The organism is Streptomyces sp. NPDC093225 (genome assembly GCF_044753805.1).
GTDB lineage: Bacteria > Actinomycetota > Actinomycetes > Streptomycetales > Streptomycetaceae > Streptomyces.
This window is the reverse complement of sequence record NZ_JBIVNX010000089.1, coordinates 1-17,212: the sequence shown is the minus strand read 5'-3', so window position 1 is coordinate 17,212 and position 17,212 is coordinate 1. Positions and strand designations below refer to the sequence as shown.

Annotated in this window: 12 protein-coding genes; 8 read left to right on the top strand and 4 right to left on the bottom strand. The window is 75.0% G+C overall.

Going from position 1 to position 17,212, the window contains the following annotated elements; all coding sequences use genetic code 11:
- Positions 1 to 224: 224 nt before the first annotated feature.
- Positions 225 to 2,717, bottom strand: coding sequence for a malto-oligosyltrehalose synthase (locus tag ACIQCH_RS37545; protein ID WP_402588707.1), 2,493 nt, complete (start codon positions 2,715 to 2,717; stop codon positions 225 to 227).
- An 81-nt stretch (positions 2,718 to 2,798) separates the two neighbouring features.
- Here ACIQCH_RS37545 and ACIQCH_RS37540 point away from each other — a divergent pair, with 81 nt between their 5' ends.
- Entirely contained in the window at positions 2,799 to 4,121 is a 1,323-nt protein-coding gene (locus ACIQCH_RS37540) for an MFS transporter (protein ID WP_402588705.1), read from the top strand.
- Here the strand turns inward: ACIQCH_RS37540 and glgX are convergent.
- Positions 4,106 to 6,223: a glycogen debranching protein GlgX gene (gene glgX, locus ACIQCH_RS37535; protein ID WP_402588703.1), complete on the bottom strand. Its 2,118-nt coding sequence runs from the start codon at positions 6,221 to 6,223 to the stop codon at positions 4,106 to 4,108. The two genes, ACIQCH_RS37540 and glgX, sit on opposite strands and share 16 nt — an antisense overlap.
- Positions 6,224 to 6,361: 138 nt before the next feature.
- Here glgX and ACIQCH_RS37530 point away from each other — a divergent pair, with 138 nt between their 5' ends.
- The 4 genes from ACIQCH_RS37530 to ACIQCH_RS37515 all read left to right on the top strand — a co-directional run bounded on the left by ACIQCH_RS37530 (position 6,362) and on the right by ACIQCH_RS37515 (position 10,976).
- Positions 6,362 to 7,207, top strand: a complete 846-nt coding sequence (locus ACIQCH_RS37530) for a Tat pathway signal sequence domain protein (protein ID WP_402588701.1) — start codon at positions 6,362 to 6,364, stop codon at positions 7,205 to 7,207.
- Between the two features lie 109 nt (positions 7,208 to 7,316).
- Complete coding sequence (locus tag ACIQCH_RS37525) at positions 7,317 to 8,666, top strand: copper amine oxidase (protein WP_402588699.1); 1,350 nt, start codon at positions 7,317 to 7,319, stop codon at positions 8,664 to 8,666.
- Between the two features lie 109 nt (positions 8,667 to 8,775).
- Positions 8,776 to 10,083 carry an SAV2148 family HEPN domain-containing protein gene (locus ACIQCH_RS37520; protein WP_402588711.1) on the top strand — a complete coding sequence of 436 codons (1,308 nt, stop codon included), beginning with the start codon at positions 8,776 to 8,778 and terminating at the stop codon, positions 10,081 to 10,083.
- Positions 10,084 to 10,235: 152 nt separating this feature from the next.
- The gene (locus ACIQCH_RS37515; RefSeq protein WP_402588697.1) at positions 10,236 to 10,976 is read left to right on the top strand and encodes a 3'-5' exonuclease; all 741 of its coding nucleotides are present in this window, start codon (positions 10,236 to 10,238) and stop codon (positions 10,974 to 10,976) included.
- A gap of 97 nt (positions 10,977 to 11,073) precedes the next feature.
- On the opposite strand, the gene trpS is transcribed toward ACIQCH_RS37515, so the two are convergent.
- Together trpS and ACIQCH_RS37505 are read right to left on the bottom strand one after the other, a co-directional pair.
- Positions 11,074 to 12,198 carry a tryptophan--tRNA ligase gene (gene trpS, locus ACIQCH_RS37510; protein WP_402588695.1) on the bottom strand — a complete coding sequence of 375 codons (1,125 nt, stop codon included), beginning with the start codon at positions 12,196 to 12,198 and terminating at the stop codon, positions 11,074 to 11,076.
- 235 nt (positions 12,199 to 12,433) lie between these two features.
- Positions 12,434 to 13,285: a phosphotransferase enzyme family protein gene (locus ACIQCH_RS37505; protein ID WP_402588709.1), complete on the bottom strand. Its 852-nt coding sequence runs from the start codon at positions 13,283 to 13,285 to the stop codon at positions 12,434 to 12,436.
- A gap of 256 nt (positions 13,286 to 13,541) precedes the next feature.
- On the opposite strand from ACIQCH_RS37505, the gene ACIQCH_RS37500 reads away from it, so the two are divergent.
- From ACIQCH_RS37500 to ACIQCH_RS37490, 3 genes are read left to right on the top strand one after another with little or no spacing between them, the layout of a single operon-like run.
- Positions 13,542 to 14,156 carry a hypothetical protein gene (locus ACIQCH_RS37500; RefSeq protein ID WP_402588693.1) on the top strand — a complete coding sequence of 205 codons (615 nt, stop codon included), beginning with the start codon at positions 13,542 to 13,544 and terminating at the stop codon, positions 14,154 to 14,156.
- A 6-nt stretch (positions 14,157 to 14,162) separates the two neighbouring features.
- Complete coding sequence (locus ACIQCH_RS37495; RefSeq protein WP_402588691.1) at positions 14,163 to 16,379, top strand: M48 family metallopeptidase; 2,217 nt, start codon at positions 14,163 to 14,165, stop codon at positions 16,377 to 16,379.
- 9 nt (positions 16,380 to 16,388) lie between these two features.
- Positions 16,389 to 16,937, top strand: a complete 549-nt coding sequence (locus ACIQCH_RS37490) for a DUF1697 domain-containing protein (RefSeq protein ID WP_402588689.1) — start codon at positions 16,389 to 16,391, stop codon at positions 16,935 to 16,937.
- Positions 16,938 to 17,212 lie beyond the last annotated feature (275 nt).

The following is a 17,212-nucleotide window of genomic DNA, read 5'->3' as shown; positions in this document are numbered from 1 at the left end:
CGCTTGACGGGGCATGGCCTGCGGGCCCTGCCCAGGCCCACCCCTGGGGCTTCGGGCCTTCGGCCTGGCCTTCGGCCACCCCAGGCCCGGGCCCGCCTCCGGACCAGCCTGCCATGCCCCGTCGAGCGCCTCCCCCACACACCACACGACCCACCGGCCCGTGCCGAGGATCCGGCGGCCCCGGTCTGCGGGGGCCGCACACCACACGGCCCACGGGACGGCGGTCAGGGGCGCGCGAGGAGGGTTGCGGGAGACAGGGCGAGCAGCGTGGCCACCGACACCCAGGAGGGGGCGGAGGGGGCGGAGGGGCTGTCCCGCTCGGGCGGGGTGGGGAAGACCGGGGTCCACGGGCCCGCGGGCAGCCGGACCTCGGTGTCGTGCCAGCCGCCGGTCGCGGACAGGCCGAGCGGGAGCCGGGTGGCGACGGTGACGGCCGCGCCGCCCCGGCAGAAGGCCACGCAGTGGGCGGCCGCCGGTCCCCGGACCGGGAGGGGTTCGTACGGGTCGCCGGCCGCCGCCCGTCCGTACGCGCCGGCGGGCCCGAACGCCTCCGGCCGGTGCCTGCGCAGCAGCAGCGCGGCCCGGGTCAGGGCGCGCTTCTCGGAGCCGAGGTCCGGCCGGGACGGCCCGTCGGACGGGTCCGGGGCGGGGTCCGGGAAGCGGGCCGGGGCGCGGTTGTCCGGGTCGACCAGGGCGAGGTACTCCGCCTCGCAGCCCTGGTAGAGCTCCGGCACGCCCGGCACCGTCAGCTGGAGCAGCGCCGCCGACAGGACGTTGGCGCGGGCGGGTGCGGTGAGCTCGGCCGCGAGGGCGAGGACCGGCGCGAGGTCGGCCCCCTCGGCGTACTCGCGCACGGCCGCCTCGTACGCCTCGTCCGGATCGGTCCAGCGGGTCCGGAGCCCGGCCTCGCGGACGGCCTTCAGGACCGCCCCGGCCACCCGTTCCGGCTCCCGCGCGGCCAGCCCGAACACCGTCTGCGCCGTCACCCACACCACCTGCCGGTCCGGTCCCTCCGGCAGTGCGGCCAGCACCTCCCGCCACCGGCGCGGGCACTCCGCCAGCAGCGCGATGCGGGCCCGTACGTCGCCGCTGCGCTTGGTGTCGTGCGTGGACAGCACCGTCCCGGTCCCGGGCCAGTCGCGGGCGATCCGCGCGCAGTACGCGTGGAACTCCGCCGTCGGCACCGCCGGGCGCCCCGGATCGCCGCCCACCTCGGTCGCCGACAGCAGCGGGGCGTGCCGGTAGAAGGCCCGGTCCTCCAGCGACTTGGCGCGCAGCGCCGCCGAGGTCTGGGCGAAGCGGGCCTGGAAGGCGGGGTCGCCGCCGAGCGCGAGCCGGCGCACCAGGGCCACGGCCGCCGGGTCACCGGGTACCGCCGAGGCGGGGGGCACGGCGGACCCGTCCCCGGGGTACGGCCGGTACACGGGCAGCGCCGCGAGCAGCCCCCGCACGGCCGACCGGAGCGCCTGCGCGCCCGGGCCCGTGCCCCGTCCCGCATCCGCGTCCGTGTCCGTGTCCGAGGTCGTGTCCGTGTCCTCGGTCCTGCGGACGAGCGCGTGCGTGTGCGCGCCGGCCCGGTCCGCGTCGGGGTCGGGCGCCGTGTCGGCGCGGGGGGCGCCGCGCTGCGCCAGCCGGACCAGGGTCTCGACCTCGGCCACCAGGTCGTGGGTCAGCAGCTCCGCGGCCGCGCGGGCCGCGGTCGGCTGCCAGTCGCCGCCCCGGTCGCTCGGCAGGTCGGTGAAATCGCGGTACAGGGAGGCGAGTTCGTGGCCCCCCTGGTCGTCCGTCAGCAGGCCGTCCAACCGGTACAGGGCGTCGTACCCGGTCGTGCCGGCCACCGGCCAGTCGGCCGGCAGGCGTTCCTCGCGGGCCAGGATCTTCTCCACCACCGTCCACACCCGGCCGCCCGTCTCCGACCGCAGCCGCCGCAGGTACGCGCCCGGGTCCGCCAGGCCGTCGGGATGGTCGATCCGCAGCCCCGCCACCACCCCCTCGCGCACCAGCTGCAGCACCTTGTCGTGGCAGGCCCGGAACACCTCCGGGTCCTCCACCCGCACCCCGATCAGCTCCGAAATCGTGAAGAAGCGCCGGTAGTTCAGCCGGGTCCGGGCCAGCCGCCACGAGCCCAGCCGGTACCACTGGGCGGCCGTCAGCTCCGCCGGCGGCAGGTGCCCCGTGCCCTCCCGCAGCGGGAACTCGTGGGGCCCGTACCGGAGCACTCCGTCCGCCACCCGCAGTGCGTCCGGACGCACCGCGCCGTCCGGGCCGACCGCCTCGTCGCCCAGCACCGGCAGCAGCAGCCGGCCGTCGCCCGCCGCCCAGTCGATGTCGAACCAGCGCGCGTACGGCGAGGACTGACCTTCCTTCAGCACCTCCCACAGAGGCCGGTTCAGCCGGGCCGGCGCCGGTACCGCCATGTGGTTGGGGACGATGTCCAGGACGATCCCCAGGCCGTGCCGCCGTGCCGTGTCCGCCAGTCGGCGCAACCCGCGCTCGCCGCCCAACTCCTCCCGCACCCGGGTGTGGTCCACCACGTCGTACCCGTGCGCCGAGCCGGGCACCGCCTCCAGCACCGGCGAGAGGTGCAGGTGGGAGACCCCGAGCCCGGCGAGGTACGGTACGGCTGCCCGCGCCGCCTCGAAGGGGAACTCCGGCTGGAGCTGCAGGCGGTACGTGGCAGTCGGCGGTGAAGATCCGTTCGCATACTGCTCGGTCATGAGAACGTACGTACCCACCCGGGCCGATTCCGTGCCATTGCCCAGTGCATCCGGGTGACTGCGCTGGGTTAGTTTCGATCAGTGATCGGAACCGTCCACACCTATCGCAAGGTCATCGCCCTGACCGGGCCCGTCCTCCCCCTCGTCTCCTTCCTCGCCAGGCTCCCCCTGGCGATGTGCCAGTTCGGCAGCGTGCTGCTGATCGCCGAGACCAGCGGCTCACTGGCCGTCGCCGGCACCGTCGGCGGCACGCTCTCCGCAGGTCAGGTGGTGTGCGGGCCGATCCTCGGGCGGCTTGCGGACCGTCGCGGCCAACGGCCGGTCGTGCTGGCCGCCGCGGCCGTCAACGCCGTCGCGACCGGGGGCCTGGTCGCAGGCGCCCTGCTCGGTCTCGCCACGGTCCCGCTGGCGGCGGTGGGGGCCGTCGCCGGGGCCTCCGTACCGCTGGTCGGGCCGATGGCCCGGACCCGCTCGGTCGCGCTCGCGCACCGGGCCGGGGCGGACGCGCGGACCGTCCAGGGCGTCCACTCGTTCGAAGGGACCCTTGACGAGGTCTCGTTCGTCATCGGGCCCGCCCTCGTGGGGCTCGCGGCCCTCGTCGTCCACCCGGCGGTGGCCCTCGGCGGCGCCGCCGCCCTGGTCGCCGGCTTCGGTACCGCCTTCGCGCTGCACCCGACCGCCGCCGTCACGGCCGGGGCTCGGCACGCCGGGGAACCGGGTGTCCGCGACCGGCGGCGGCCGCCGGCCGTCGTGTACGCCGTCCGGGGCTCGCTGCTCCTCCAGGGGGCCATGTTCGGCGCCGCCCAGGCCGGGATCGCCGCGCTCACCGCCCGCCTGGGCGTGCCCGGCCAGGCCGGCCTCGTGTACGCCGCCATGGGCGTGGTGAGTGCCGTCGTGGGGCTCGCGCTCGGCGCGCTGCCGCTGCGGTTCGGGCTGCGGCTGCGCTGGCGGATGGCCACCGCGGCGGCGCTGGTGTTCTCGGTGCCGCTGGTCCTCACCGGCTCCCTGGCCGGCCTGTACGTCACCGTGACCGTGCTCGGCGCGGCGTACGCCCCGCACCTGATCACCGCCTTCGCGCTGACCGAGCGGCACGTGCGGCCCGCCCGGCTCGCCGAGGCGATGGCCTTCGCGGCCAGCGCGGTGGTGGCCGGCCAGGCGCTCGCGCTGGCGCTCTCCGGGCGGCTGGCGGAGCGGTACGGGCCGTCCGGCGCGTTCCTGGTGGCGGTGGGGGCCGCGGCGCTCGCCCTGGTGCTGGCCCTCGTCACCCGGATGCCTGCCCCGGAGCCGGAGCCGACCCCGACTCCGGAGCCGACCTCGGCCCCGACCCCGGCCCCGGCCCCGGCCAAGCCCTTCATCCCGCGCCAGGGCCGCCGTACCCCCAGCGGCGACTACGCCGACCGCTGAAGCACCGCCAGGCTCCGTCCGACCAGCGTCACCCGGTCGCCGGCCCCCAGCACGGGGCCGGTGCCGGTCGGCGGGACCTCCTCCCGGGCCGTGTCGACCAGCACGTTCCACCGGGAGCCGTGCCCGGCCGGCACGGTGAACTCCAGCGGGTCCGGACTCGCGTTGAACATCAGCAGGAACGAGTCGTCCGTGATCCGCTCGCCGCGCGGGCCGGGCTCCGAGATCGCCTCCCCGTTGACGAACACCGTCATCGCCCGCGCGTGCTGGGACTGCCAGTCGCGGGCCTTCATCTCCCCGGCCTCCGGCGTGAACCAGGCGATGTCCGACAGCTCGTCGCTCGTGCCCTCCACCGGCCGCCCGTGGAAGAAGCGCCGGCGCCGGAACACCGGGTGCTCGTGCCGCAGCCGTACCATCGCCCGGGTGAACTCCAGCAGGGCCGGCGCGGGCTTGCCCGGTTCCGGCCACTGCACCCAGGAGACCGGGTTGTCCTGGCAGTAGGTGTTGTTGTTGCCGCCCTGGGTGCGCGCGAACTCGTCGCCGTGGCTGAGCATCGGCACGCCCTGCGAGAGCATGAGCGTGGCCGCGAAGTTCCTCATCTGCCGGGCCCTCAGCTCCAGCACCGCGGGGTCCTCGGTCGTCCCCTCGGCGCCGCAGTTCCACGACCGGTTGTAGGTCTCCCCGTCGCGGTTGCCCTCGCGGTTGGCCTCGTTGTGCTTGTCGTTGTACGCGACCAGGTCGTGCAGGGTGAAGCCGTCGTGGCAGGTGTGGAAGTTGATCGACGCCAGCGGCCGCCGCCCGTCGTCCTGGTACAGGTCCGAGGAGCCGGTCAGCCGGCCCGCGAACTCCGCCAGCGTCCGCGGCTGGCCCCGCCACAGGTCGCGGACCGTGTCGCGGTACTTGCCGTTCCACTCGGTCCACAGCGGCGGGAAGTTCCCCACCTGGTAGCCGCCCTCGCCCAGGTCCCAGGGCTCGGCGATCAGCTTGACCTGGCTGACCACCGGGTCCTGCTGGACCAGGTCGAAGAACGACGACAGCCGGTCCACCTCGTGGAACTGCCGGGCCAGGGTCGCCGCCAGGTCGAAGCGGAACCCGTCCACGTGCATCTCGGTCACCCAGTACCGCAGCGAGTCCATGATCAGCTGGAGCACGTGCGGCGACCGCATGAGCAGCGAGTTCCCGGTGCCGGTGGTGTCCATGTAGTACCGCCGGTCCTCGGTCAGCCGGTAGTACGAGGCGTTGTCCAGCCCCCGGAACGACAGCGTCGGCCCCAGGTGGTTGCCCTCGGCGGTGTGGTTGTAGACCACGTCGAGGATCACCTCGATGCCGGCCTCGTGCAGGGCCCGTACGGCGGACTTGAACTCCAGCACCTGCTGGCCGCGGTCACCCCAGGAGGCGTACGCGTTGTGCGGGGCGAAGAACCCGATCGTGTTGTAGCCCCAGTAGTTGGTCAGCCCGTCGTCCACCAGCCGGTGGTCGTTGACGAACTGGTGTACGGGCATCAGCTCGAGTGCCGTCACGCCCAGCTTCGTCAGGTGGCCGATCACCGCCGGGTGCGCGAGGGCCGCGTACGTGCCCCGCAGCTCCTCCGGCAGCTCCGGGTGGCGCATCGTCAGACCCTTGACGTGCGCCTCGTACAGCACCGTGTGGTGGTAGTCGATGCGCGGCGGCCGGTCGTTCCCCCAGTCGAAGTACGGGTTGACCACGACCGAGGTCATCGTGTGCGGCGCCGAGTCGAGGTCGTTGCGGGAGTCCGGCCGCCCGAAGTGGTAGCCGTACACCGCCTCGTTCCAGTCGATGCGGCCGCTGATGGCCCGCGCGTACGGGTCCAGCAGCAGCTTCGCGGGGTTGCAGCGGCGCCCCCGCTCGGGCTCGTACGGCCCGTGCACCCGGAAGCCGTACCGCTGCCCGGGCATGACGCCCGGCAGGTACGCGTGGCGGACGAACGCGTCCGTCTCGCGGAGCTCGACGGCGGTCTCCGAACCGTCGTCGTGCAGCAGGCACAGCTCGATGCGTCTGGCGGCCTCCGAATAGACCGCGAAATTCGTTCCCGCGCCGTCGTACGTGGCGCCCAGCGGATACGCCTGTCCAGGCCAGACCTGCATAAATGCAACTCTTCCATTCCTGCTCACGCGGCCGGTTGGCCCATGCCAGATCTTCCCCGAAACCGGGGCAACCCGTGGGGACTTGTGGCCGTCCTACCGGGTGACCACGCATACCAGGTATGCATATAAGGGGGGAATGTGCCCATAACAGTACGCCGCCACGTGGGGAAGCTCGTGGCGGGCGCGGCCATCGCGATCACCGGCACGGCCGTCGCGGTCGGCGTCACGCTGCCCGGCGCCGCGGGGGCCGCGAACGGCTCGGGAACCGCCGACGGCGCCCCGGCCGGAGCCGCGCGGGCCGCCGACCAGGGGGGCCGGGGGGCCCAGGACGGACTCCGCCCGGGCAGCCGGCCGGGCACCGTCGAGGCGGCTCCGGTCGAGGGGCAGAAGGGCACCGGCCGGGACCCGCTCACCGGCGCCGAGCTCGCCCGGGTCCGGCAGATCGCGCTCGCCGCCTCCGCCGGCAAGGCCCGGCAGGCCCAGGACGCCTCCGGGTCGGCCGGCCCGCAGTGGCTGGCCACCGACCTCGCCGAGACGCGCCCGGACGAGGTCGGACGCGCCGGCGCGCCGCGCCGGGCCCAGCTCAGCTCGTACGACTACAGGACCGACGCGCTCACCACGTACGTCGTGAACCTCGACACCGGCAAGGTCGAGTCCACCGACGTCCAGCACGGAGTGCAGCCGCCCATCGCCGGCACCGAGGCCGCCGAGGCCGCGAAGCTGATGATCGCCGCCCCGGCGGGCGACGGGCTGCGCAAGGACTACCAGGACGCCACCGGCAAGAAGCTCGTGCAGCCCGGCCAGCTGGCCCTGAAGAACGCCCTGATCTACCGCGTGAACGGCGAGAACCCCGGCCCGTCCGCCGTCAAGGAGTGCGGGACGCACCGCTGCGTCCGGCTCTTCCTCAAGGTGAAGAACGGCCCGTGGATCGACGTCCGCTCGCTGGTCGTGGACCTCAGCGCACGCACCGTCCACAAGATCTGAGCGGCGCCGCCCGGAGCGCCCGGGAGGACCGACCCGCTCCCGGCACACCCCCGCCCGACCGCCGCTCCGCTCCTTCCTGAACTTTCCCGTCCCAGGAGTCGCACCGACCATGCACCTGAACCGAATCCACCGCGCCCGCAGGCGCGCCGCGGTGGCCCTCGCGGCCTCCGCCCTCCTCGGCGGCGCCACCGCCGCCGCCGGACCGGCCTCCGCCGCGCCGCAGACCACCCCGCTCGCCGGGACCGTCGCGAAGGCCCCGGCCGCCAGGGCCGGCACCACCGGCCCCGACTGCAGCGCCGCCTACCGCATCGAGCAGACCCTCACCGGCGGCACCACCTGGCGTATGTGCTGGCGCTACGAGAGCGAGGCCGGTCTGGTCCTCGACCAGATCTCCTACCAGCCCAAGGGCGAGGCCAAGCCCATCATGGTGCTGACCTCCGCCAAGCTCGGCCAGATCCACGTCCCGTACGACGACGGCAAGGCCGAGTACGACGACCTGACCGGCGCCGGCTTCGGCAGCGGCCTGCAGGGCATGCTCCCCGACGAGTGCCCCGGCGGCACCATCAAGACCGTCAAGGTCGTCAACGCCTGGGACCAGAGCGAGAACGAGGTCAAGGGCCTGTGCGCCACGACCCGGGCCCGCGGCCACGCGTACCGCATGGCCGGTGACCAGCAGGGCCAGGTCTGGCAGGAACAGGGCAAGGACCTGCTCGTCTACACCGTCAACAAGGTCGGCTGGTACGAGTACATCACCGAGTGGCGCTTCCAGGCCGACGGCCTCGTCAGCGCCAACGTCGGTGCCACCGGCAGCCTCTCCCCGGGCGACTACGACGCCGGCGACGGCCGCGGCTGGCCGATCGGCGAGGGCGCCAAGTCCTACGCCACCAGCCACAGCCACAACATCTTCTGGCGGCTGAACTTCGCCCTCGACGGCACCCCCGGCGGCCGGGTCGAGCAGTACGACTCGGTGGTCACCCCCCGCCCCGACGGCTCCACCCCGACCACCATGACCACGCGCACGCCGGTCACCAAGGAACTGGCGGGCGACGCGAAGTCCATGCGGTGGTGGCGGGTCGTCAGCGCCACCGGAAAGAACAAGGACGGCCACGAGCGCTCGTACGAGATCGTGCCCGGCGCGTCGTCCAAGTACTCGGGCCGCCCCTACACCCGCCACGACGTGTACTTCACGGAGTACAAGGCCTGCGAGCAGTTCGCGACCAACAACCTGCGCAACTGCGGGCCGGACGCCGGCAAGAGCGTGGACACCTGGGTCAACGGCGAGACGCTGAAGAACCCCATCGCGTGGGTCAACATCGGGTTCCACCACGTCGCCCGCGACGAGGACCAGCAGCCGATGCCCGTGCACTGGCAGGGCTTCCAGCTCATGCCACGTGACGTGACCGCTATGAATCCGCTCACTCCGCCGGCCCTGGCGGGTGCTAACGGTCGCCCGCAATAGAGGAGTTGGGAAACCTTCAGGGACCATCCAGCTGCACCGCCTCCCGCTCGGGGAGTACCCTTCCTTGATCGTTGGAGCGGGCGTGGCGGAAGCAGAAGGCGGTGCACGGGTGAGCTCGGGAGGGCTGGAGCTGCCCCCTGGTGACGCGGGTCACGAGGGCGGCACCTCGGACGTTCCGGCCGGAACGTCCCCGGGCGTCCCTCCGGACGCCCCCTCGGGGGGCCCGTCCGGACCGCCGGGCGCGGTGTCGCTGGCCCGGCCCGCCGAGAGCGGGCCCGGGCCGGCGGCCGGCGCGGAACTGGACTGGAGCGCCGAGGCCTGGAGCGAGGTCCGCACCCGGGCCCAGCGCGCCGGCCGCGCGTACATCTGGCTCAACCTGATCGAACAGCGGCTGCGGGCCGTCGTCGGCGCCGTCCTACGGCCCATCTACGAGCCCGTCCACGGCGAGGACGACTGGGTCGTCGCCGCGGCCGGGCCGGCCGGTCAGGAATGGGTGCACCGGGCCGTCGCCGTGCGCGACGTCAGCCGGCGCAAGGGCTACCTGCTCGACCCGGCCGACGACAACGTCCTGAGCTTCCTGACGCTGCCGCAGCTGCGGGAGCTGATGGTCCAGCACTGGCCGTGCTTCGAACCGTACTTCGACGACCGGCGCGAGGTGGAGCTGGCCCTCGACGAGCTCGAGGTCACCCGCAACGTCGTCTCCCGCAACCGGGCCCTGTCCCAGGCCGTGCTCTCGCAGGCGGAACGGGCCTCGGCCCGGCTGCTGGAAGTGCTCGGCGGGGGCGCCGGCAGCCCGGCCGCCGAGCGGCTGCCGATCGACGCCGTCGAGGACCTGGTCGGCGACCGGTACGCCGACGTGGTCTCCGTCCACCCCGACCGGGTGCGGCTGCAGCGGCAGCTGCCCGCCGAGGACCTCTTCGGCGGGGCCCGCCGGCTCGACGCCATCGGCATAGGCCTGAACCTGCTCGTGCAGAACTACTCGGGCCGCCGGCTGGTGCGGCTGGCCGACGCCGGCTGCCGGGTGCGGCTGCTCTTCCTGAACCCGGCGAGCAGCGCCGTCAAGCGGCGCGAGCGGGAGCTCGGCCTCAAGAAGGGCGAGCTGAGCCGCTCCGTCGAGATGAACATCCTGCACGTGCGCCGGGTCCGCACCCGGCTGGGCGACCCCTCGAACTTCGCCATCCACGTCTTCGACGAGACCCCGCGGTTCACCGCCTACCTCGTGGAGGGCACCGGAGGTCCCGGCAGCGGCATAGCCGTCGTCCAGTCCTACCTGCGGCGGGCGCGCGGCATGGAGGCGCCCGTGCTCGTGCTGCGGGGCGGCGGCCGGGGGCCGGCCCGGGACACCGAGCCCGGCCTGTTCGGCACCTACCGCGAGGAGTTCGAGTCCGTGTGGCAGGACTCCCGGCCGGTGTCGTAGGGGGTGTGGTGGTGTGAGGGTCCCCTCGCCCCCGCACCACGACCGCGCAGCGGCGTCGTAGCACCTCGTCGCAGGGGTCGCGCACCGGCCCCCTCCGCCGGCTGTCAGAGGCCCGTGGCAGGCTGGAGCCCACGATGAGGGAGGGGCACGGCATGACGTGGCACGGGGGAGTGCTGGCCGGATTCGATCTGGAGACGACGGGGACGGACCCGCACGAGGCGCGGATCGTGACGGCCGCGGTGGTCGAGGTGACCGGCGGCGAGATGACGGGACGGCGCGGCTGGCTGGCCGATCCGGGGATAGCCATTCCGGAGCAGGCCTCGGCCATCCACGGCATCAGCACCGAGCGGGCGGTGGCGCAGGGGCGCCCGGCCCGCGAGGTGGCCGACGAGGTCGCCGAGGCGCTCGTGGAACTGTGGCGGCGCGGCGCGGTCGTGGTGGCGTACAACGCCGCCTTCGACCTGACGCTGCTGACCGCCGAACTGGCCCGGTACGGGCTGCCGTCGCTGGCCGACCGGCTCGGCGCGGCGGCGGGACCGGCCGGCACGGGCCCGGTGGTCGACCCGCTGACCATCGACCGCGCGGTGGACCGCTACCGGCCCGGCAAGCGCACGCTGGAGGCCGTCTGCAGGGTGTACGGCGTGACGTTGGAAGGGGCGCACGACGCGTTCGCCGACGCCCTGGCGGCCGTTCACGTGGCCCGCGCGATAGCCGACCGGCACCCGACGGTGGCCGCGCTCGCGCCGGAGCTGCTGCACGAGCGACAGGTGTCCTGGTACGCGTCGTGGGCGACCGGCTTCCAGGCCTACCTGCGCCGCCAGGGCAGCCCGGAGGCCGTGGTCGACGCGCGCTGGCCGCTGCGCGCGCCGACCCCGGCGCCGGCCAGGGCCTGACGACCCCGGACCGGCTGCCCGGACCGGCGACCCCGGACCGGCGACCCCGGACCGGCGACCCCGGACCGGTGGCCCCGTCCGTCCCGGCACGGCCGCTTCAGTAGCGGGTGCCCATCGCGTCGCGGACCTCGTCCAGGGTGGCCTCCGCCAACGCCGCCGCCCGCTCGTTGCCCGCCCGCAGGACCCCGCGCACGTACGACCGGTCGCGGGCCAGCTCGGCGCGGCGGGCCCGCAGCGGCGCGAGGTGCTCGTTGACGGCCTCCGTCACCGTCCGCTTCAGCGCGGCGGCGCCGCCGTCGCCGATGCCGGCGGCCACCTCGTGCGGGTCCCGGTCCTGGCACAGCGCGGCCAGCAGCACGAGGCCCGACACCTCGGGCCGCCCCTCGGGGTCGTAGGTGATGTGCCGCTGCGCGTCGGTCTTCGCTCCCTTGACGAGGCGGGCCGTCTCGTCGGCGGTCGCGGCCAGGGCGACCGCGTTGCCGCGGGACTTGCTCATCTTGGAGCCGTCCGTGCCCAGCAGGGCCGGCGCCGTCGAGAGCAGCGCCTCGGGCTCGGGGAACACCCGGCCGTAGCGGTCGTTGAAGCGGCGGGCCACGGTCCGGGTCACCTCCAGGTGCGGCAGCTGGTCCCGGCCGACCGGCACCACGTTCGCCTTGCTGAAGAGGATGTCGGCGGCCTGGTGGACCGGGTAGGTGAACATCAGCCCGCTCACCGCCGACTGCCGCGAGTGCGCGATCTCGTCCTTGACGGTGGGGTTGCGGCCCAGTTCGGCGACCGACACCAGGGACAGGAAGGGCAGCAGCAGTTGGTTGAGCGCCGGCACCGCGCTGTGGGCGAAGAGGACCGTGCGGTCGGGGTCGATCCCGGCGGCGAGGTTGTCGAGCACCAGGTCCTCGACGTGCTCGGCCAGCCGCTCGGCCACGTCCCGGTCGGTGAGCACCTGGTAGTCGGCGACGATCACGTACGTCTCCACGCCGAGGTCCTGGAGGTGCACCCGGTTGCGCAGGGTGCCGAAGTAGTGGCCCAGGTGCAGTCGGCCGGTCGGGCGGTCCCCGGTCAGCATCCGGAACCGCCCGGGCGCCCGCCGGATCCGGGACTCCAGGTCCGCCGGCCCGGCGGCGTGCTCCGGCTCCGGGCCGAGGAGGGTGGTGGTGCCGCCGGTCGTCGTGCCGCCGGTCGTCGTGCCGTGGGCCGTGGTGCCGTCGGTCGTGGTGAGTGTCATCGCGCTGCTCCCGCCGTTTCGGGGGGCCGCCACCGGAGGGCCGGCTCCCCGCGCGGGCGTGGGCGCGGGCATGCGAAAGGGCCGTCCGGTGGACGGCCCCGCATGGATGTCCTGCTGGGTGGCCGCCCCTAGGAGGGGCGCCACCAGTTGAGACAGGACGAAGAAGTCATGCCCCCAGCGTAACGCGCACCCCGGGACGGCTCCAGGGACTTTCGGGCCATGTCGCGGTCCCCCGTCAGAACGGGTACCAGCGGACTTCGGGGGTGTTCTCGCGGAGGGAGGCCACGCGGCGGCGGAACTCGGTCAGGGCGGCCGGGTTGGAGGGGGCGTGCTGCGCGACCCAGGCGCAGCTGGCGGTCTCGCGCGCACCGCGGAGCACCGCGCAGCCCTCCCACGCGCGGACGTCCCAGCCGTACGTCGCGCAGAAGGCGTCGTAGCCCGCCGGGTCCAGCCCGTACCGGTCCCGCTGGAGGGCCATGACCACCAGGTCGTGCTCGCGCAGGTCCGTCGAGAAGGTCTCCAGGTCCACCAGGACCGGCCCGTCCGGCCCGACGTGCACGTTGCGCGGCAGGGCGTCCCCGTGGATCGGCCCGGCCGGCAGCCGGGGCGTCAGCGCGGCCGCCTCGGCGGCGAAGGAGTCCCGGCGGTCGCGCAGGTACGCCGCGTCCGCCGGGTCGATCGCGTCCCCGGCCAGCCGCAGCCACCGCTCGACACCGCCGAGCAGCTCGCGCGGGGGCAGCGGGAACGGCGGGGCGGGCAGCGCGTGCACCGCGCGCAGCAGGCCGGCGAGGTCGGCCGGGGCCGCCGCACGCACGGCCGGCGCGAGCCGGTGCCAGACCGTCACCGGGTGCCCCTCGACCAGCCGCGGCTCCGGCTCCGCCGCCCGTACGGCGGGCACCCCGGCCGCCGCGAGCCACCCGGCGACCGCCAGCTCGCGCCGGGCCCGCTCCAGCAGCTCCGCGCCCCGGCCGACCTTGACCACCAGCTCGCCGACGCCGAAGACCGCGTTCTCCCCGAGCGCCAGCAGCTCCGCCGCCCGGTCGAACCCGGCCGCCGCGAGCACCTCCCCGGCCCGCGCCTCGTCCATCTCTGCCGTCCCCATCGCCGTGCCGCCGTCGTGACCGGCCAAGTCTCGCACCGCGCCGGCCGGTGCCCCGGACCGGCCGCGGGCGGCTCCCCCCGCGGAAGCCGGCGGGTGGCCGCCGGGCCGAACCGGGGTCCACGTCGCCGATCCCCTGACCGGGACGCCGGCACCGCCCCATAATGGTCACCGGCAGTGGGGCGCCGTGCGCCCTGCGCGATCATGCCGGTCTTCCGGCATGCACCGGGGGGTGGCACGACACATGGGAACAGCCGGGTCGGAACTGACGCGGGACCGCCGCCACGTGGCGCGGGAGCTGGCCCGCCAGGTGGTGTTCGCCACCGAGGACGAGCTGGAGCGGCGGCGGTTCGACCAACTCGCCCGCGCGCACTTCCGCCCGTGGTGGGCGCGGTGGGCGCGGCCGAACCGCTTCGACGTCACGGGGGCCTTCGGGGAGTTCGTCACCCCGGCCGCCCTCGCCGCCGCGTCCGCCCTGCTCGGGGCGGTGTCGACCGCGGTCGTCGCCCGGCTGGAGGACCGTCTCGAGGAGCTGCGCAGGCGCCGACGGCGCCGGCGGGAACCGCAGGCCGGTGCCCCGCAGCCACTCGTCGACGCCGGAGAGCTGAACCGGCTGCGCGAGATCTGCCTGGCCGCCGCACTCGACTGCCACCCGTCGGAGGACGAGGCCCGGCGGGTCGCCAACGCCGTGCTGGCCAGGTTCGTCCAGGCCCTGGCGGACACCGCCGCCCAGCCGACGCCCGCTCCCCCCGAGCCGTCCGCGGTGCCTCCGGCACCTCCTTCCGGAGCAGCCCCGAACCCTTCCCCGGTCCCTCCGGCGCCCCCCGTAGGCGACGCGGGCCCGGCCGGCGGACGCTGACGGAGCGTGTACCTGCGGGCGCTGCTGTTCTGGATCGCGCTGACCGTCGCGTCCGCCGCCATCGCCTTTCCCGCCGAGTCCCGGCAGCACGCGGAGGCGGCGATGGGACGCACGCTGTGCGCCGGCCGGGTGACGCGCGACCAGCTCGACGCCCTGCCCCTCACGCCGGAGGAGTCCCAACTCGCCGCGGACCTGCCCTTCTGGCAGCGACGGGAGGTCCCGGACGTCTACCAGGAGCGGGTCGCCGGTGCGATCCGGCGTGACTGCGGCCCCCCGGTCGTGGACCACCCGGAGCGTCGTGCGGGCCTGATCGTCGGCACGCTCACCGGAGGGGGGCTCCTCCTTTACGGCCTGCTGCCCCGACTGACCATCCTCTACCGCCGCATGAAGCGGGACGGCGCACCCGCCGGCGCCGTGCACGCGCTGGCGACCGCGGCCGGGGTGCCACGGCCCACCGTCCTGGTCGACGGGGGCGACCCGCGGGTCAACGCGCAGGCCTTCGGGAACGTGCGCCGACGGTACGTCGCGGTATCCACCGGCCTCGAACTCCACCACGCCCGCGGCAAGGACGAGCGCCTGGTGGAGGCGGTGATCCAGCACGAGCTCGGCCACATCCACCATCGCGACCTCGACGTCACCCTCGCCGTCACCGCCCTGTGGTGGACGTTCCTCGCCCTGGTGGCGGGCGCGTTCGGGCTGTCGTTCAGCGGACGCTTCGCCGGCGACGGCGCGGCCCTGCGCGGGCTCTCGCTGGAGCTCGTCCTGATCGTCGGCGTGGTCTACGCCGCCCGCAACTGCTTCCTGCAGTCGAGGGAGTTCCACGCGGACCGGTTCGCGGCCTCGAGGATGGGGACGGGCGAGGTGTCCGGCGCGGTCGCGTTCGGGGACGCCCTCGGCCGGCTGAGCGCGGGACGCCGGGGCACCAGGCGCGACGGGACGGCGTGGCCGTTCGGCACCCATCCGTCCCTGGAACGCAGGAGGGCGGCCCTGCTGCGGCCGGCCCGCGCCGACGAGTTCACCGGCTGGGAGGCCGCCCTGATCGGCTGCCTGCTCGCCTTCTCCGTCGACCTCCTCCTCGGCCTGAGCCTCGAAGTCCAGCTGCTGGCGCTCCGCTTCGGACTCATGCCGCTGAGCGAGGTGGACCTCGGCGGCGAACTGGTCTGGATGGCACTGCCGTTCCTCCTCGTGACCGGGCCACTGATCGTGCTGGGGGTGCGGCACTCCGTTCTCGCGTGGGGCGGGGCGGACGCCCCCGGAGCCCGGCTCGCCGCGCGCCTGGCCGGGCTGGCCGGCTGCCTGTGGGCCGGGCTCTGCCTCGGCTGCATGGCCGTTCCCGGGGCGCTGACGAAGGCCGAGGGTGCCCCGGTCCTGCTCTGGCGGACCCCGGCACCCGCCCTGACCCTGGCCCTGCTGTCGGTGGCCGTCGTCGGTCCCGGGGCCCTGGTGGCGCTGGGCTGCGAGGCGGTAAGGATGCCCCGCGGCTGGTCGACAGCGCTGCTCAGCGGGTACGGGGCCCTGCTCGCCGTGGTCGCCTTCCCCGGCGCGCTCCCCCCGGTCGCGGCCCCCCTGCTGCGCGTCGCCGCGCTGGCCGTGCCGTCCGCGGCGGCCGTCGTGGTGTCGGCCCGGCGCCTGCGCGGCCGCCCCGGCGGCAGCAGCGGCAGCGGCCCCGGGCACCCCGACGCACACCCCCCGTCGGCGGACGCCGGCGAGGTGACCGTCATGTCCCCGTCGGTCCGCCCCCTGGTCCGCGGACCGTGCCACCTGGTGACGCTCGGCATGGCCGGCTGGGCCCTCACGCTCGTCGTGCGGCTGCTGACGGACTTGGCGCCGAGCTCCTTCGCCGCCCTGATCGCGGCCGTGGGCCTGGCGTTCCACGTCGCCGGCGTCCTCGGTGCCGCACTCGCCGCGCACGACGGAGTGTTCCGGAGGCGCATCCGGGCCGCGTCCGGGTGCCTGGCCGCGGCCGCGGTGGCGGCCCTGCCGCAGCTGCCCGCCGAGGGGGATGCGGCCCCCTGGACGCTCCTGCTCCTGCTGTGCCTGGCGGCGTGCGCGGTCATGGCCGCCGAGGTGTCCGCCGCCGCGCTCTACGACCTGCGCCACCGGCGGGCGCCCGACGGGACGCCGGGCGCCGCCGAGCCGGCGCCGGACGGCCCCACCGCCGCGTCCGCCCGTGGGCGCCACGGCCGCCACCGCCCGGGCCGCCGTCCCCCGCGCGACGGCTAGAGTGCGGCCATGGCGACGACGTACGTGCTCCTGATGCGCGGGATCAACGTGGGCGGCCGGAAGATGCCGATGGCGCAGCTGCGGACGCTGATGGAGGGGCTCGGGCACACGGACGTGCGGACGTACGTGCAGAGCGGCAACGCGGTCTTCACGACCGGGTCGGACGAGGGTGCCGAGGCCCTGGCGCGGGAGCTGGAGGACGCCATCGAGGGCGAGTTCGGCTACCGCACCGCCTGCCTCGTCCTGGCGGGCGACTACCTCCGCGCGGTGGCCGACGCCTGCCCGTTCCCGGCCGCGGAGCTGGAGGGCAAGCAGCTGCACGCGACCTTCCTGGGCCGCCAGCCGGAGCCGGAGCGGTTCGCCGGGATCGACGCCGAGGCCCTGCTGCCCGAGGAGTACCGGGTCGGGGAGCGGGTGCTCTACCTGTACACGCCGGACGGGCTGGGCCGGTCCAAACTCGCGGAGGCCGTGCACCGGCCGGCCGTGCTGAAGGGCATCGACTGGACCAGCCGCAACTGGAACACGGTGACGAAGCTGCTGGACATGGCGGGCGCCTGACGGCGGGTCCGCCTTCGGGGTGGCGGGCCCGGGGCGTGCTGTGGGTCGTGCTGTGGGCTGGCTTGTGGGCCTTTCTGTGGGTTGGCTCGTGGGCCGTCCCGTGGGCCGTCCCGTGGTGTGTGGGTCCCCTCGGCGCTTGACAGGGGGGGCCTGCAGGCCCTGCGGCAGGCCCACCCCGAGGGCTTTGGGCCTTCGGCCGGGCCTGCGGCCCCCCTCGGCCCGGGCCTGCCTCCGGTCCAGCCTGCCACCCCTGTCAAGCGCCTCCCCCACACACC

Excerpts from the sequence above, each read along its gene's own strand:
- ACIQCH_RS37545 (WP_402588707.1), bottom strand. The coding sequence starts at position 2,717 with ATGACCGAGCAGTATGCGAACGGATCTTCACCGCCGACTGCCACGTAC.
- ACIQCH_RS37490 (WP_402588689.1), top strand. The coding sequence starts at position 16,389 with ATGGCGACGACGTACGTGCTCCTGATGCGCGGGATCAACGTGGGCGGC.
- trpS (WP_402588695.1), bottom strand. The coding sequence starts at position 12,198 with ATGACACTCACCACGACCGACGGCACCACGGCCCACGGCACGACGACC.
- ACIQCH_RS37505 (WP_402588709.1), bottom strand. The coding sequence starts at position 13,285 with ATGGACGAGGCGCGGGCCGGGGAGGTGCTCGCGGCGGCCGGGTTCGAC.
- ACIQCH_RS37515 (WP_402588697.1), top strand. The coding sequence starts at position 10,236 with ATGACGTGGCACGGGGGAGTGCTGGCCGGATTCGATCTGGAGACGACG.
- ACIQCH_RS37525 (WP_402588699.1), top strand. The coding sequence starts at position 7,317 with ATGCACCTGAACCGAATCCACCGCGCCCGCAGGCGCGCCGCGGTGGCC.
- ACIQCH_RS37500 (WP_402588693.1), top strand. The coding sequence starts at position 13,542 with ATGGGAACAGCCGGGTCGGAACTGACGCGGGACCGCCGCCACGTGGCG.
- glgX (WP_402588703.1), bottom strand. The coding sequence starts at position 6,223 with ATGCAGGTCTGGCCTGGACAGGCGTATCCGCTGGGCGCCACGTACGAC.